The organism is Filimonas effusa (assembly GCF_004118675.1).
GTDB classification, from domain to species: Bacteria; Bacteroidota; Bacteroidia; order Chitinophagales; family Chitinophagaceae; genus Filimonas; species Filimonas effusa.
Genome location: NZ_SDHZ01000001.1, coordinates 109,650 through 124,303, shown reverse-complemented (window position 1 = coordinate 124,303; position 14,654 = coordinate 109,650). Strand labels below are relative to the sequence as shown.

General features: G+C 45.9%; 11 protein-coding genes. 5 read left to right on the top strand and 6 right to left on the bottom strand.

Features of this window, described 5'->3' with window-relative positions; all coding sequences use genetic code 11:
• Positions 1–212: 212 nt before the first annotated feature.
• Positions 213–1,484 carry an alpha-amylase family glycosyl hydrolase gene (locus ESB13_RS00505; RefSeq protein WP_129001094.1) on the bottom strand — a complete coding sequence of 424 codons (1,272 nt, stop codon included), beginning with the start codon at positions 1,482–1,484 and terminating at the stop codon, positions 213–215.
• Between the two features lie 34 nt (positions 1,485–1,518).
• Between ESB13_RS00505 and ESB13_RS00500 the strand changes: the two genes are divergently transcribed.
• Positions 1,519–2,838, top strand: coding sequence for an APC family permease (locus ESB13_RS00500; RefSeq protein ID WP_129001093.1), 1,320 nt, complete (start codon positions 1,519–1,521; stop codon positions 2,836–2,838).
• Between the two features lie 281 nt (positions 2,839–3,119).
• Here the strand turns inward: ESB13_RS00500 and ESB13_RS00495 are convergent, their stop codons facing one another.
• Complete coding sequence (locus tag ESB13_RS00495; protein ID WP_129001092.1) at positions 3,120–4,382, bottom strand: aminotransferase class I/II-fold pyridoxal phosphate-dependent enzyme; 1,263 nt, start codon at positions 4,380–4,382, stop codon at positions 3,120–3,122.
• Between the two features lie 174 nt (positions 4,383–4,556).
• Here ESB13_RS00495 and pafA point away from each other — a divergent pair, with 174 nt between their 5' ends.
• Positions 4,557–6,224 (top strand): alkaline phosphatase PafA, encoded by a 1,668-nt coding sequence (gene pafA / locus ESB13_RS00490; protein WP_129001091.1) that lies wholly within the window; start codon positions 4,557–4,559, stop codon positions 6,222–6,224.
• Positions 6,225–6,268: 44 nt separating this feature from the next.
• On the opposite strand, the gene ESB13_RS00485 is transcribed toward pafA, so the two are convergent.
• From ESB13_RS00485 to ESB13_RS00470, 4 genes are all read right to left on the bottom strand, one after another.
• Positions 6,269–7,234, bottom strand: a complete 966-nt coding sequence (locus ESB13_RS00485; protein WP_129001090.1) for a YpdA family putative bacillithiol disulfide reductase — start codon at positions 7,232–7,234, stop codon at positions 6,269–6,271.
• Entirely contained in the window at positions 7,227–7,862 is a 636-nt protein-coding gene (locus tag ESB13_RS00480) for a Uma2 family endonuclease (RefSeq protein ID WP_129001089.1), read from the bottom strand. Before ESB13_RS00480 ends, ESB13_RS00485 begins: the two co-directional genes overlap by 8 nt.
• A gap of 185 nt (positions 7,863–8,047) precedes the next feature.
• Positions 8,048–9,280 carry an NADP-dependent isocitrate dehydrogenase gene (locus tag ESB13_RS00475; RefSeq protein ID WP_129001088.1) on the bottom strand — a complete coding sequence of 411 codons (1,233 nt, stop codon included), beginning with the start codon at positions 9,278–9,280 and terminating at the stop codon, positions 8,048–8,050.
• 96 nt (positions 9,281–9,376) lie between these two features.
• Positions 9,377–11,260, bottom strand: coding sequence for an Nramp family divalent metal transporter (locus ESB13_RS00470; protein WP_129001087.1), 1,884 nt, complete (start codon positions 11,258–11,260; stop codon positions 9,377–9,379).
• A 121-nt stretch (positions 11,261–11,381) separates the two neighbouring features.
• Here ESB13_RS00470 and ESB13_RS00465 point away from each other — a divergent pair, with 121 nt between their 5' ends.
• The 3 genes from ESB13_RS00465 to ESB13_RS00455 all read left to right on the top strand — a co-directional run bounded on the left by ESB13_RS00465 (position 11,382) and on the right by ESB13_RS00455 (position 14,634).
• Complete coding sequence (locus tag ESB13_RS00465) at positions 11,382–12,329, top strand: hypothetical protein (protein ID WP_129001086.1); 948 nt, start codon at positions 11,382–11,384, stop codon at positions 12,327–12,329.
• A 67-nt stretch (positions 12,330–12,396) separates the two neighbouring features.
• On the top strand, positions 12,397–14,049 hold the full coding sequence (gene glgP, locus ESB13_RS00460) for an alpha-glucan family phosphorylase (RefSeq protein ID WP_129001085.1): 1,653 nt from the start codon (positions 12,397–12,399) through the stop codon (positions 14,047–14,049).
• A 15-nt stretch (positions 14,050–14,064) separates the two neighbouring features.
• Positions 14,065–14,634: a UbiX family flavin prenyltransferase gene (locus tag ESB13_RS00455; protein ID WP_181955282.1), complete on the top strand. Its 570-nt coding sequence runs from the start codon at positions 14,065–14,067 to the stop codon at positions 14,632–14,634.
• The last annotated feature ends 20 nt before the right edge of the window (positions 14,635–14,654 follow it).

Below are 14,654 nucleotides of genomic sequence, written 5' to 3'. Positions count from 1 at the left end.
AGCATACTTGCCCAAACCGCGCTTTTTTTTAGCAAAAGCATCGTTGGTTTTAGTAAAACGTTGCCGGTTTAGTAAAACGCTGCCGGTTGAGAAAAACGTTGCCGGTTTAGTAAAACGCTGCCGGTTGAGCAAAACGTTGCCGGTTGAGCAAAACGCTGCCGGTTGAGCAAAACGTTGCCGGTTTAGAAAAAACGCTGCCGGTTGAGAAAATGCTACTTCCTGCTTTCCAGTACTACATACTCCCACCCCTGCAATTCAAACGAAGCCGTATTCCTGATATCATGCGTTATACCGGAAAAGATATTGACATAGTTACCGGTGAGCGCTTCATTTTCAATGGTACATTTAATTCTGCTGATAGACGACAGGTTTATTAGCGTGAGCACTTTATGTTCGTCCCGCACCTGGAGAAAGGCCAGGACCTCTTCATCCGCTCCAGTTTCAAGTTTTATGAATTTACTACCGCTGTGCAGCGCTTTGTTATTCCTGCGTGCCAGCAGCAACGACTGGTAAAAACTATGTAATAGTGGCTGTTGTACCCATTCTATTTCATCCTTTTCAAAAAACAGGAGTCTTTTTTTATTGGGCATTTCCTGTCCGCTGTAAATAAGCGGCAAACCAGGCCAGGTACAGGTAAATACAGCAAAAGCCCTGGCAGCAGCACCATATTTTTCGTATTCGGTACCGTTCCAGCTGTTCTCATCATGGTTGGCTGTAAAGAACAATTTTCTGGCACCGGGCAAATAATGACTATATTGATCCAATACATGCAAGATATCAACCAGCGCCGCCTGCTTATTCATATACCGTTCTGTGATATGCATCCATTGCCATGCATAGCTAACATCAAAAACCTGGTGATAATCGGGCACTTCACATTCAGCGAGCCAGAATAAATGTTTATGCTGCTCACACCGTAATCTTGCTTCATGCCAAAAGTCCAGCGGAACCAGGTGGGCCATATCGCAGCGAAACCCATCGATATCGCATTCATTGATCCAGTATTGCATGGCATTGATCATGGCCTCGCGCATGTTGTTATTGCTATAATCGAGGTCAATGACATCTTTCCAGCCATATTTCTCCGTAAAATGACCATTGGCATCAAGCACATACCAGTCGCGGTTAACGCGGGTCCATTCATGATCGAAGCCGGTATGATTGGCCACCCAGTCTATAATAAGCTTAAAGCCCAGCTCATGTGCCTGCTTTATAAGCGCTTTAAAATCGGATAGCGTACCAAATTCAGGATTAATTTCCACGTAACTGCTACAGGCATAGTAGCTGCCAAGTTTGCCCAGCCTGCCTTCCCGGCTGATAGGTGTAACAGGCATGAGCCATAGAATATCGACACCCATATCCCGGAGCCTGGGTAAATGGGTAGCAAAAGCATTAAAAGTACCTTCACTTGTATACTGTCTGATGTTTACTTCGTAGATGTTTGCGCCGCTGCTCCAAGCTACCGTTTCGAAAGGTTTCATCATATTCAAAAGTAATTTTTTTACTTTTACTATATACATGGAGCAACCACAACTTTCACGCCGCATTAGTTTATTGCAGGCGACGGCGATCAATATGACGGATATGGTGGGCATCGGCCCTTTTGTAGTGTTAAGTGTTGTCGCGAAAACCATGCATGGACCGTGGTTCTTATATGCATGGATAGCAGGCGCTGTTCTATCCCTTACCGATGCCATGATCTGGAGCGAACTGGGCGCCAGCTTTCCGCAGGCCGGCGGCAGTTATAACTTTCTCAAAGAAGGCTTTGGCCCGCGAACCGGGAAACTCATGAGCTTCCTTTTCGTGTGGCAAACCATGATACAGGCGCCACTGGTGATAGCCTCAGCAGCCATTGGCTTTGCCCAATATACCGGTTATCTTATTCCATTAGGCTTCGCAGGCAGCAAATTGGTCAGCGGATCAGTGGTCGTATTAATCGTTTTCCTGTTGTACCGGAAAATAGAAACGATAGGAAAGATAAGTGTCTTATTATGGGTGGGCGTATTGATCACCATGGTTTGGATCATCAGCGGAGGCATCACCCATGGCAATTTCCTCGAGCCTGTAAAACGCATGAATGAAGGCCTGGAACTGAACTACGCTTTTGCCGCTGCGCTGGGTTTTGCCAGCGTTAAAACAGTATACAGCTATCTTGGCTACTATAACGTTTGTCACCTGGGGGCCGAAATAAAACAGCCTGAGAAAAATATTCCCCGCAGCATGTTCATTTCCATCATAGGTATAGCCATCTTATATCTGTGTATGAATATCAGCGTTGCCTCGGTGCTTCCGCTGGAACAGATAGAGAAAAGTGAGTTCGTTGTCAGTGAATTCATCCAGGCATTAGCAGGGCCCGTTGCGGCAACAATAGCAACAGTGCTTATTCTCTGGGTAGCCTTCGCCTCTGTATTCTCTGCAACACTGGGTTACAGCCGCATACCTTATGCTGCCGCCAAAGACGGCGCCTTCTTTTCCATCTTTGCACGCGTGCACCCTACGAAACATTTTCCGCATATTTCCTTGCTGTTTCTTGGCGCAGTCGCTTTTATTTTCAGCCTGCTCTTCAAGATCCAGGAAGTCATCAGCGCTATCCTCGCCATGAGAATATTGATCCAGTTCATAGCGCAGGCGGTTGGTTTATTACTGCTGCATAAACGAAAAGGAAAACGTTTCTTCTCCTGGCGTATGCCTTTCTATCCATTGCCGGTGCTGCTGGCAATTGCCATCTGGATCTGCATCTTTATTTCAACAGGCGCACCTATGATGCTGGCAGGCGCAGGTGTCACTATTGCCGGCACCATTGTGTATTACCTGAAAAACAGACTTATCAAAAGATAATCCCGGATGCCAATAGCAACAAGCTTAAACGGGCATACAATTTCCGGCAGAGATCCAATGAAAAGGAAGACGGCTCATAAATACAATCAGCCGCTGGGAATCGCTTAAACGGGTATCCTTCTCCCGTCAGAGATCCGATGAAAAAAAAGAGGTTGGCTCATAAATAAAAATAGCCACTGAGAATCGCTTAAATGGGTACCCGGCTCCATCAGGGATACGCATAAAAAGAGGGTGTATCGGACTTATGACACACCCTCTCTCTTTCTATTCTTTCAGTATTGTTATACTCTTTCTTCCGCCATATCGGGAATAGCAGCTACTTTGTAAGCGCCTGCATCCAGCCTGGCTTTCGTTTCACTGAAAGCTTTCAGCGTGAGTTCGATATCCGCATCGGTATGAGATGCGGTTGGGATGAGGCGATAAATAATATGGCCTTTAGGAATGACGGGATATACTACAATAGAGCAGAAGATACCGTAGTTCTCACGAAGATCCATCACCATTGCAGTTGCTTCTTCCACGCCACCTTTCATATAAACAGGCGTAACCATGGTATTGGTGTTGCCAATATCGAAGCCACGTTCTTTTAAGCCATTCTGAAGTTTCAGCGCATTATCCCAAAGCTTTTGACGCATTTCGGGCATGGTACGCAGCATTTCCAGGCGTTTCAGGTTACCCAATACGATAGGCATAGGAAGACTTTTCGCAAAGATCTGGGAGCGGATATTGTAACGGATATAGTCGATGATCACGCGCGGACCAGCCATAAACGCACCAATAGAAGCCATTGATTTAGCGAATGTAGAAAAGTAAAGGTCGATACCGTCCTGGCAACCCTGCGCTTCACCGGCGCCGGCGCCAGTTGCACCCAGTGTACCAAAACCATGGGCATCATCTGCCATCAGCCTGAACTCATAGGTATCTTTCAATGCACAGATCTCTTTCAGGATCCCCTGGTCGCCAGCCATCCCGAATACACCTTCCGTGATCACGAGAATACCACCGCTACCCTGCTTTTCAATCAGCGTGGTGGCGCGGTCCAGTTGCTTTTCCAGATCGGCAAGGTCGTTATGTTTGAACACATAACGATGGCCGGGGTGAAGACGAAGACCATCGATGATACAAGCGTGGCTTTCGGCGTCGTATACGATAACATCGTGACGTCCGCAGATAGCATCTATAGCACTCATGATACCCTGGTAGCCAAAGTTCATGAGAATGGCGTCTTCTTTGTGTTCGAATTCAGCCAGCTCTTTTTCGAGTTGCTCGTGGTAATTACTGTTACCACTCATCATACGGGCTCCCATAGGCAGGGCCAGACCATATTGAGCAGCAGCTTCGGCGTCTACTTTCCTGATTTCGGGGTGGTTAGCCAGTCCGAGGTAGTTGTTCAAACTCCATACAATCATTTCTTTCCCCCTGAATTTCATCCGGCTTCCGATTTCACCTTCCAGCTTAGGAAACGCAAAATAGCCATGCGCCCGTTCACGGTGCTGACCAATAGGCCCGTAGTTTTTAATGAGCCGCTCAAATATATCTGCCATTACGTATGTTTTAATTTACGATTAGAGGTATGCTGACTAAATTGCCGCAAAAATAACCAATCAGCGGTAAGGCGCAAAGCCCTTTTCACCCCCTTAGTTGAGCCTTCACCTTTTGTTAACGACCTTAACATGTATCGAAATACTACATTTGTCACTTAAAACAACAAGTTTCTGATGAAAAAAGGTGTACTTATTTTAACAGCATTTTTGGTAACCGGCAGCTCCATTTTCGGCCAGCGGACCACCAAAACGGCTGTTGCCCCCAAAACTGTATCCACAGTTGCGCGTCCAAAACTGGTAGTAGGCATTGTAATCGACCAGATGCGTTGGGATTACCTCTATCGTTTTAACGGCTTGTTCAAGGCCAACGGCGGCTTCAAACGCCTTTTAAATGAAGGTTTCAGCTGCGAAAACACTTTTATTCCCTATACTCCAACCTATACCGCTGCAGGGCATGCCAGCGTTTATACCGGCAGCGTACCCGCAGTAGACGGCATTACCGGTAATAACTGGTACGATAAACTGCAGAACAAAGTTGTTTATTGTACAGAAGACAATACCGTTACTACAGTAGGCGCCAGCGGCGATGCAGGCAAAATGAGTCCCCGCAACCTGCTTCCTACTACTGTTACCGATGAATTACGCCTGTCGACCAATTTCGAAAGCAAAGTAATAGGTGTAGCGTTGAAAGACCGTGGTTCTATTTTACCGGCAGGCCATTCTGCCAATGCCGCTTACTGGTACGATGGCAAATCGGGCAACTTCGTTACCAGCACTTATTATACCAACGAGTTACCTGAATGGGTACAGTTGTTCAACGACAGGAAGGTAGTGGACTCACTTTATAAACTGAACTGGACCTTGTCTTTAGACAAGGAAACCTATTCGGAATACTGCACAGACGACATCAAAAAATACGAAGGGAAACCTTTTGGTGCCGACGCCACAGGCTTTCCTTACGACCTGTCTAAATTTGCCGGCTCGGACTACAGCAAAATTTCCTCCACCCCACAAGGCAACACACTTACTGCCGAAATGGCGAAAGAAGCTGTGTTAAAAGAGAAACTGGGCAAGGGCAAAGTAACCGACTTCCTGGCCGTAAGCTTTTCTTCTCCTGATTACATTGGCCATGCTTTTGGCCCTAATTCATGGGAGCAACTCGACAACTATGTGAAACTCGACGAAACCCTGGGTAAACTCTTCGAATTCCTCGATGCACAAGTTGGCAAAAACCAATACACGGTATTCCTGACAGCCGACCATGGCGTAGCGCATGTTCCTGGCTTTTCCAAGGAAAACAATCTTCCCGGCGGCACATTCGGGCAAACATTGATAAAAGACCTGAACAGCGGTTTAAAAGAAAGGTTTGGAAAGGACAACGTGGTTAAAGGCACGTACAACTTTCAACTGGTACTCAACCAGGGGTTGTTCGACAGCTCCGACCTCGACAAGGAAGCTGTTACAGAGTGGATCCTCAGCTATCTCCTGAAACAAGAGGGCGTAGCCAATGCATTTGAATTAAGCAAACTGGCGCAAACGACTCTTACACCTGTATTAAAAGAAAGGATCACCAACGGTTATTATCCAACACGCTGTGGCGATATCCAGTATGTATTGAAACCAGGTTATATGGAATCGGGTTCTACAGGCACCACACACGGTCTCTGGAATCCTTACGACTCTCATATTCCATTGTTGTTTTATGGCTGGGGTATCAAACACGGCAGAACAACCAGGGAAACCTATATGACTGATATAAGCGCCACTATCGCAGCATTACTGCGCATCCAGATGCCGAGCGGCTGTGTAGGCCAGGTAATAGAAGAGCCTTTAAGCAGGTAATCATAATCAACTTATATAAAACAGGGCTGACGATGTAATAATGGTCAGCCCTGTTTTATATGCGCAATGATCTTATCAGCATGTTCCCTTGAATTTTCAATAAACCATTTGTGAGTATTCATACCACCGCACACCACTCCGGCCAGGTAAACGCCGGGCTGGTTGGTTTCCATTGTACCGGGATTATACACCGGGCAGCGCACTTCGTCATCAGACAACGCTATGCCGGCCTGTTGCAATAAAGAGAAATCGGGGCGATAGCCTGTCATGGCCAACACAAAATCATTGGGTATAGTAACTATTCCATCAGGCGTTTGAATATCGACCTCTTTTTCGCGGATGGCGTGAACGGAAGCGTTAAAATACGCCTTGATACTCCCCTCTTCGATCCTGTTTTCTATATCCGGTTTTACCCAGTATTTCACCCGCTCCCCTATCTTGTCCTGTCTTATCACCATCGTAACGTCGGCCCCTTTACGATAGGTTTCCAGCGCAGCATCTACTGCCGAATTATTGGCGCCCACTACCAGCACTTTCTGAAAGGCATAGTATTGCGGTTCCTTATAATAATGCGTCACCTTCGGCAGCTCTTCTCCCGGAACATTCATGTAGATAGGAATACCGTAAAAACCGGTTGCAATAATTACATTGCCGGCAGTATACACTTCTTTAGAAGTGGTTACTGTAAATAAATGCGGTTCGTGCTGCTGTATACCTGTCACCTCTTCAAAAAAGCGGGTATTCAGCTCAAATTTCTGCTGTACACGCCTGTAATACTCCAATGCCTCCTGCCTGTTGGGCTTGGGATTCAAACTCATGAAAGGCACTCCTCCTATTTCCAGCCTGTCCGATGTAGAAAAGAAGGTCATAAATAAAGGATAATTAAACAAGCTGCTGGCAAGAGGCCCTTTCTCAATGATCACATAATTCAATCCCGCCTTCCGGGCTGCAATACCGCAAGCCAGGCCAATGGGCCCTCCTCCTATAATCAACACGTCATATTTAGTCATGCAGTAAAGTTCCTTCATATATTTCTTCCATCCGCAAAGAAAGTTCTACAGTTTTGATAAAAAGAGCGCCGGAAAGGTTATTTACCTTTTTACACAGCCACCTTTCTCCTTCCGGGGCGGGCCGCCACACCTCTGCCGCAACAGTTTCGGAATCGATGAGAACATATTCCTTAAATCCGGGAATATCGCGATACAGGCGGAACTTCATACCCTTATCGTAATCGCGGGTAGCATTCGAAAGAATTTCAATAATGGCAGTGGGATGTGTTCCCGTTTCAGCATCGAAGACTGAAGGCAAAATAGAACCGCATATAATGGAAATATCGGGATAGGTAAATAAAGTGTTTTCAGGTATATGAATACGAAGATCGCTGCCGTAAGGCTGGCACTTCTTTTTCTTTAACTTATACGCCAGTTCTCCGAATACATTTTTGAAAATAATATGATGACGGGCTCCTGCGCCTGCCATTGCGAATATTTGCCCCTGGTAGTATTCAAACTTATTAAGATGTTTTTCTTCGAAGGATAAATATTCTTTCTCGGTAAAAAAACTTTTGCCATATGCCACAGCAGCTTCGCGTAATATAGACGTTTGCAGTTCGTCATCATCCTCTATTGTATATTCCATCTTCCTCTACGTTTTCCCGGTAAATTTAATTTTCCTTTAAATCATATTTGCTGCTTTAAGTGATCACATGCCCTATTTTTTTATACAGAAAAGGGCCATCTCAGTTTTGAGACGGCCCTTTCCAAAATATTCAATAATTACGATCTCACATTACATGCGCTCATAACATCGTTCCATATCTATTCCTATTTACCTAATTTTTTCTTCAGGTTTTGATCCAGTGCTTCCAGGAACTCTTCGGTATACAGGTAATCTTTACCATGCTCCACTTTGTTGCCATGTAAGCAAACAGCGAGGTCTTTTGTCATCTTACCACTTTCTACCGTTTCAATACAAACCGCTTCCAGCGCATGACAAAAGTCGATCAGCTCCTGGTTGTTATCGAGCTTACCGCGGAATTCAAGCCCTCTTGTCCATGCAAAGATAGAAGCGATAGGGTTGGTTGAAGTAGGTTTACCTTTCTGATGCTCGCGGTAGTGACGTGTAACGGTACCGTGTGCCGCTTCAGCTTCCATTACTTTACCATCAGGCGTAACGAGTGTAGAAGTCATAAGGCCCAGCGAACCGAAACCTTGCGCTACCGTATCACTTTGTACGTCGCCGTCATAGTTTTTACAAGCCCATACAAAGTTACCGTTCCATTTCAACGCGCTCGCCACCATATCATCGATCAGGCGGTGTTCGTACACGATACCTGCTTCGGTGAATGCTGTTTTGAATTCGTTCTGGTAGATCTCTTCAAAAATATCTTTAAAGCGACCATCATATTTTTTAAGGATGGTATTCTTGGTGCTCAGATACAAAGGCCATTTTTTGCTCAGCGCCTGGTTAAAGCAGGCACGTGCAAAGCCTTTAATACTTTCATCCGTATTGTACATTGCCAGGGCAACACCGTCGCCTTTGAAATTGTATACTTCGAACTCCTGCACATCACCGTTCTCCCCTTCAAATTTGATGGTTAGTTTACCTTTTCCTTTTGTAACGAAATCGGTAGCACGGTATTGGTCACCAAAAGCATGGCGGCCAATACAAATGGGAGCAGTCCAGTTAGGAACCAGGCGTGGTACGTTTTTGCAAACGATAGGCTCACGGAATACGGTTCCATCGAGAATGTTGCGGATAGTGCCGTTAGGGCTCTTCCACATTTGCTTCAGCTTGAACTCTTCTACCCTTGCTTCATCAGGAGTAATGGTAGCGCATTTAATACCTACACCATATTGTTTAATAGCGTTGGCTGCATCAATAGTTACCTGATCATTGGTTTCATCGCGGTACTCCATTCCCAGATCGTAATATTTGATCTCTACGTCCAGGTAAGGAAGAATCAACTTGTCTTTAATGAATTTCCATATAATTCTCGTCATCTCGTCGCCATCCAGCTCCACAACGGGGTTGGCTACTTTGATTTTTTCAGCCATTTCAGATTTGATTTTGGTTTAAACGGGTACAAATGTAGGGCTTTGTAGGATCGGAAAAGCACTAACACGTGTTAGGAACGTAATATACGTAAAGCTTTAATTAACGATAAGAATGGGGATAACAAGTTTGTGCCGTACCTGGTCGACCGTAGCACCATAAAGGAAATCCTTTAGCCCGGTATGCCTGTGTGCGCCCATGACAAGCAAACCAGCGTCCGAGGTCTTTACAAGACGCACAATTTCATTGACGCGGTCTTTGTAGCCCAATGCGGTTTCCACTTCGTATCCTAATGCCTGCAGCTGACTGGCATAGTAGTGTAAACGCTGCTGGTCTTTCCTGGTCTCTTCATCATCAGCCGCCGCTCCCAGATACCTGGCAGAAACAGTTTCCACAATATGAAGCAGTAAATAACTTACCCTTTTATCGCCCTGCGAAATAGCATGTGCGATCAGCTTTTCATCGTTCCCGCCAAAATCGAGCGCTATCGCTATTTTGCTGATAGCAGGGATAGCAAGGTTTGTCAGCGGCTTGCTTTCGCCATGCATAGCGCTTTGCCGTGCACGCCTTCTCTGGATAAATGGCAGAAATGTCATCATTATAAATAGCCAGGAGAAAACCAGTCCGGCGGCAATTGTCAAGCTCTTTTGCACCAGCCGTCCTTCGCTGGCAAACAGTTCTCTCGCCTGGTCGAGCACCATGTTTACATTCAGGAAGATGAGCACAGCAGTAACTATCCACGCCGCCACCTTCACGTGCCACCTGATGACAAATTCACCCATCGTCTTTTTATCGCTAACGAAATGGATCAATGGTATAATGGCAAATCCAAGCTGCAGGCTAAGGATCACCTGGCTCAGCACCAGCAGGGCGTCCAGTTCCTGATCACCATAAATAAGGATCACCAGCACCGCGGGCACAATCGCAATAAGCCTGGTAAGCAAACGCCGTAAGAGCGGGTTGATCCGCAATTGAAGATAGCCTTCCATCACTATTTGTCCTGCCAGCGTACCGGTAACGGTACTGCTCTGTCCTGCTGCAATTAAAGCGATGGCAAACAAAGCCGGCGCCAAAGTGCTTCCCAGCATGGGTTCCAGCAACCGGTGTGCATCTTCGAGGCTGGCGACAGAAGTATTTCCCGAGGTATGAAAAACAGATGCCGCCAGAATAAGAATAGCCGCATTCACCAGGAAAGCTGCATTCAGGGCTACAGCACTATCGGCAAGATTAAAACGCAGTGCCTGTTTAATGGCAAAACTATCGCGTCCTATCTTTCGAGTTTGCACCAGGGCGGAGTGCAGGTATAAATTGTGTGGCATTACCGTTGCCCCTATAATACCAACAGCAATGTACAATGCTTCGTTGTTGAGCGCAGTAGGTACAAACCCTTTTACAACGTCGCCCATATGGGGCTTCGCGATAATAAGCTGAACAAGAAACGATAACCCGATAACACCAACCAGGGCAATGATAAATGCCTCCATTTTGCGGATACCCAGCTTTTGCAGGTAGAACAGCAGAAAGGTGTCGAGTACTGTAAACAATACACCATATAATACCGGCAACCCGGTAAGCAGCTGAATACCTATTGCCATACCCAGCACCTCTGCAAGATCGCAGGCCGCAATAGCCAACTCGGCAAGTATATAAAGGCAAAAATTCACCAGGGGCGGATAGGTTTCCCTGTTAGCCTGGGCCAGGTCACGTCGTCTTACAATTCCCAGCCTGGCGCTAAGCCCCTGTAATAACAGCGCCATGAGATTACTCATCAGTAATACCCAGATCAGTTGATAACCAAACTGCGCGCCACCCTGTAAATCAGTGGCCCAGTTACCGGGGTCCATATAGCCAACGCTAACGAGATAGGCGGGCCCTGCAAAAGCCAGGAAGCGCCGCAAGCCTTTACGGGGCTTAGTTGTATCAACACTTTCATGCACATCGCTGAGAGAATGATCCGATGAATGTCCGGAGAAGCTACCCATAGTTAGACAAATCTAAGTTATTAATACGAATTACCTTATATTAAAAATTGCATCCGGCTATAAAAAAAATCATCATATTTGAGGTGCAACCGTCCCCCATATTCATAAAAAAACGAAACCGATGCAGAGATTATACCAGGTTATGCTTGCTTTTATTGTTGTGTTTTTTGCCTGTAAGCAGAAGAACAAACCTCTCGATGGCGAAAAGCCTGTTAAAATAAGCGACCTGGTAGCGGCTTATCCGGTAATTAAACTTCCCTACCAGATAGCCGACACCAACGTGCAAAAGCGAAGCGATACTACCGCAATCAGCTATAAAGTATTGGCCCAATTCATTCCCGACAGTGTACTGGCGGGTTATACCGGCGCCATAAAAGACAAGAATAAAATACGCATCCGTCCCGTTGGCAGAATAGAAAAGTCTAACGGCAATTACCTGTTGACAAACTTTACACAGAACAAACGCACGACACTGGGTGTTTTCTTCTTCAATAAAGAAAATCAGTATCTGAGTGGCATGGAGTTGTTGAAATCCAACTACAACGACAACTATGCACACACTATGATGATCAACCAGGAGCCCACTTTCATAATTAGCCGTGAAGTATTAGCGAAAGGCAGCCAGTTGCAATATACCCGTAACGGATTTGCATTGAATGAGGCTACCAATGAATTTATGAAGGTCATTAACGAAAGTAACGAGGACCAGAAAAAAGCAAACGAGATCTTAAATCCAATCGACACGTTCGCACGTAAGAACAAGTGGAGTGGCGATTATACCATTGATAAGAAAAACTTCATATCGGTCAGGGATGGTAAAAACACATCTAACTACCTGTTCTTTATTCACTTCGAGAAAAACGGAGGACAATGTACGGGCGAACTGAAAGGGGAGTTAAATTTGCAGGGCGATAAAAAGGCTATCTTCCGCCAAAATGGAGATCCATGTGTAATAGACTTCAGCTTCGATAACACTACGATCACTGTCAGGGAACAAGGCAGTTGCGGCAATCACCGTGGTATGCGCTGTTTATTCAACGATACTTATCGTAAGAAAAAGAAGCGGTAATGGATGGAATGAAATTTGGAGGAAGGGCTTACGCAATATTGTGCCACATCAATTAAACGACATAGTAATGAATTTTAGAAATTTTCAGGTTCCTTACCAGATTGACGACAGATACAAGACGAAGGTGGCTTATTTCTCAATGGAGTTTGCAGTACATCAACCATTAAAAATATACAGTGGCGGCCTCGGCTTCCTGTCTGGTTCGCATCTCCGGAGTGCTTATGAGTTAAGGCAGAATTTAATTGGCATAGGTATTCTGTGGAAGTATGGCTACTATGATCAAACCCGCAACCAGGACCAAACCCTGCAGGTAACCTGGATGGAGAAGGCATACAGCTTCCTTGAAGACACAGGAATTAAATTCCAGATCCTTATACATGATGCACCGGTATGGGTAAAAGCTTACTACCTGGCGCCTGAAACATTCAACAGCGCTCCGTTATTCCTGTTAAGCACCGACTTACCGGAAAATGATTATGTATCGCAAACTATTACACACAGGCTTTACGATGCCAACGTAGCTACTAAAATTGCACAGTTCATTCTTCTTGGAGTGGGTGGCGCCAAACTGGTAGACGAGCTGGGCTTTTCACCAGACCGCTATCATCTTAACGAAGCCCATGGTGTTTCAGCGGCATTTTACCTGCTCAACAAATTCAAGAGTGTTGACATGGTGAAACAACACCTTGTTTTCACTACACACACGCCTGAAGAAGCCGGCAACGAAAAGCATGATATTTACCTCTGCCATAAAATGAGCTATTTCTGTGGTCTCAGCATTGATGAGATCAGGAAATTAACAGGCATACAAGACGATCAGTTCAACCACTCACTTGCCGCCCTGCGCCTGGCACACCAGGCAAATGGCGTATCACAATTGCATGGTCATGTATCGCGGGAAATGTGGGGTAAGTATGAAGGGCTTGCTCCCATCGCCTCCATTACCAATGCACAGAACTGGCGCTATTGGTCGGACAAACAGCTCTATCGTTTTATGGAAGCGCAGGACGAGGCTGGCTTCGATGACCGTAAGAAACATTTGAAGAAAAGAGCATTTGAAATAGTCGCGGATCAAACCGGTAAACTGTTTGACCCCGGTGTATTAACCATAGTATGGTCGCGTCGCTTTGCCGGTTACAAACGTGCCGATTTCCTGACACAGGACAAGGCCCGTTTTGAAAAACTGCTCAGCAATACACGTTATCCTGTACAGATCATCTGGGCCGGGAAACCTTATCCTGCCGACTATCCTGCGATCTCTCAATTCAACAGCCTGGTACACCTGAGTAAAAACTACAAAAATGTAGCAGTGCTGGTGGGTTACGAACTGGGATTAAGCAAACGCCTGAAACAATCGGCGGATATATGGCTGAACAATCCCCGTGTACCCCGTGAAGCCTCCGGAACAAGCGGTATGACTGCTGCTATGAATGGTGCGGTGAATTTTTCAACGGATGACGGATGGATACCTGAATTTATAGATCACGGTCATAATGGCTTCGTTGTTCCTAAAGCTGACTATATGAATATGAGCGTGCAGCAGCAGGACGAATACGATCTGAACAAGATCTATGATATCCTGGAGAATGAAATATTACCGCTGTATTACGACCGTTATGAAACATGGCGCCAGATCATCCAGAACGGTATGCGTGACGTACGCTTCCAGTTCGATAGTAATCGCATGGCACATGAATACTACGAGATCCTTTACAAATAGAAGCACGAAATTATTATGTTGAATAAGGTTGCAGTAGCTATTACGGGAGCGAGTGGAGCTATTTATGCAAAGTTGCTCCTGGAAAAGCTGCTGCACCTGAAAGACCAATGGCAGGAGGCGGGCATCGTTATGAGCGCCAACGCCCGCGAAGTATGGGAAACAGAACTTGCCAATGATGCCTATAAAAACATTCCCCTGCCCTATTACGACAAACACGATTTCAAGGCTCCGTTTGCCTCAGGATCTGCGCGGTATAATATCATGATCATAGTGCCATGCAGCATGGGTACACTTGGCAGGATAGCCAATGGCATCAGCGACGACCTGGTAACCCGTGCCGCCGACGTAATGCTTAAAGAACGCAAAAAGCTGATCCTGGGTATACGCGAAACCCCCTACAACCTGGTTCATATCAAAAACATGGAAACGGCAACACAGGCAGGCGCCATCATTTGCCCACTCTCCCCTTCTTTTTACAGCAAACCTCAAACCATCGAAGAAGCCGCCGCAACAGTGGTGGACCGGATCCTTGATCTGGCCGGATTCGACATACAAAGCTTTCGCTGGGGCACAGCACAGCAATAGACAGGAAGTACATAGCACAC

Bases quoted from the DNA above. Each gene is read 5' to 3' on its own strand.
- ESB13_RS00505 (WP_129001094.1), bottom strand. From the start codon at position 1,484: ATGATGAAACCTTTCGAAACGGTAGCTTGGAGCAGCGGCGCAAACATC.
- ESB13_RS00500 (WP_129001093.1), top strand. From the start codon at position 1,519: ATGGAGCAACCACAACTTTCACGCCGCATTAGTTTATTGCAGGCGACG.
- ESB13_RS00495 (WP_129001092.1), bottom strand. From the start codon at position 4,382: ATGGCAGATATATTTGAGCGGCTCATTAAAAACTACGGGCCTATTGGT.
- pafA (WP_129001091.1), top strand. From the start codon at position 4,557: ATGAAAAAAGGTGTACTTATTTTAACAGCATTTTTGGTAACCGGCAGC.
- ESB13_RS00485 (WP_129001090.1), bottom strand. From the start codon at position 7,234: ATGACTAAATATGACGTGTTGATTATAGGAGGAGGGCCCATTGGCCTG.
- ESB13_RS00480 (WP_129001089.1), bottom strand. From the start codon at position 7,862: ATGGAATATACAATAGAGGATGATGACGAACTGCAAACGTCTATATTA.
- ESB13_RS00475 (WP_129001088.1), bottom strand. From the start codon at position 9,280: ATGGCTGAAAAAATCAAAGTAGCCAACCCCGTTGTGGAGCTGGATGGC.
- ESB13_RS00470 (WP_129001087.1), bottom strand. From the start codon at position 11,260: ATGGGTAGCTTCTCCGGACATTCATCGGATCATTCTCTCAGCGATGTG.
- ESB13_RS00465 (WP_129001086.1), top strand. From the start codon at position 11,382: ATGCAGAGATTATACCAGGTTATGCTTGCTTTTATTGTTGTGTTTTTT.
- glgP (WP_129001085.1), top strand. From the start codon at position 12,397: ATGAATTTTAGAAATTTTCAGGTTCCTTACCAGATTGACGACAGATAC.
- ESB13_RS00455 (WP_181955282.1), top strand. From the start codon at position 14,065: ATGTTGAATAAGGTTGCAGTAGCTATTACGGGAGCGAGTGGAGCTATT.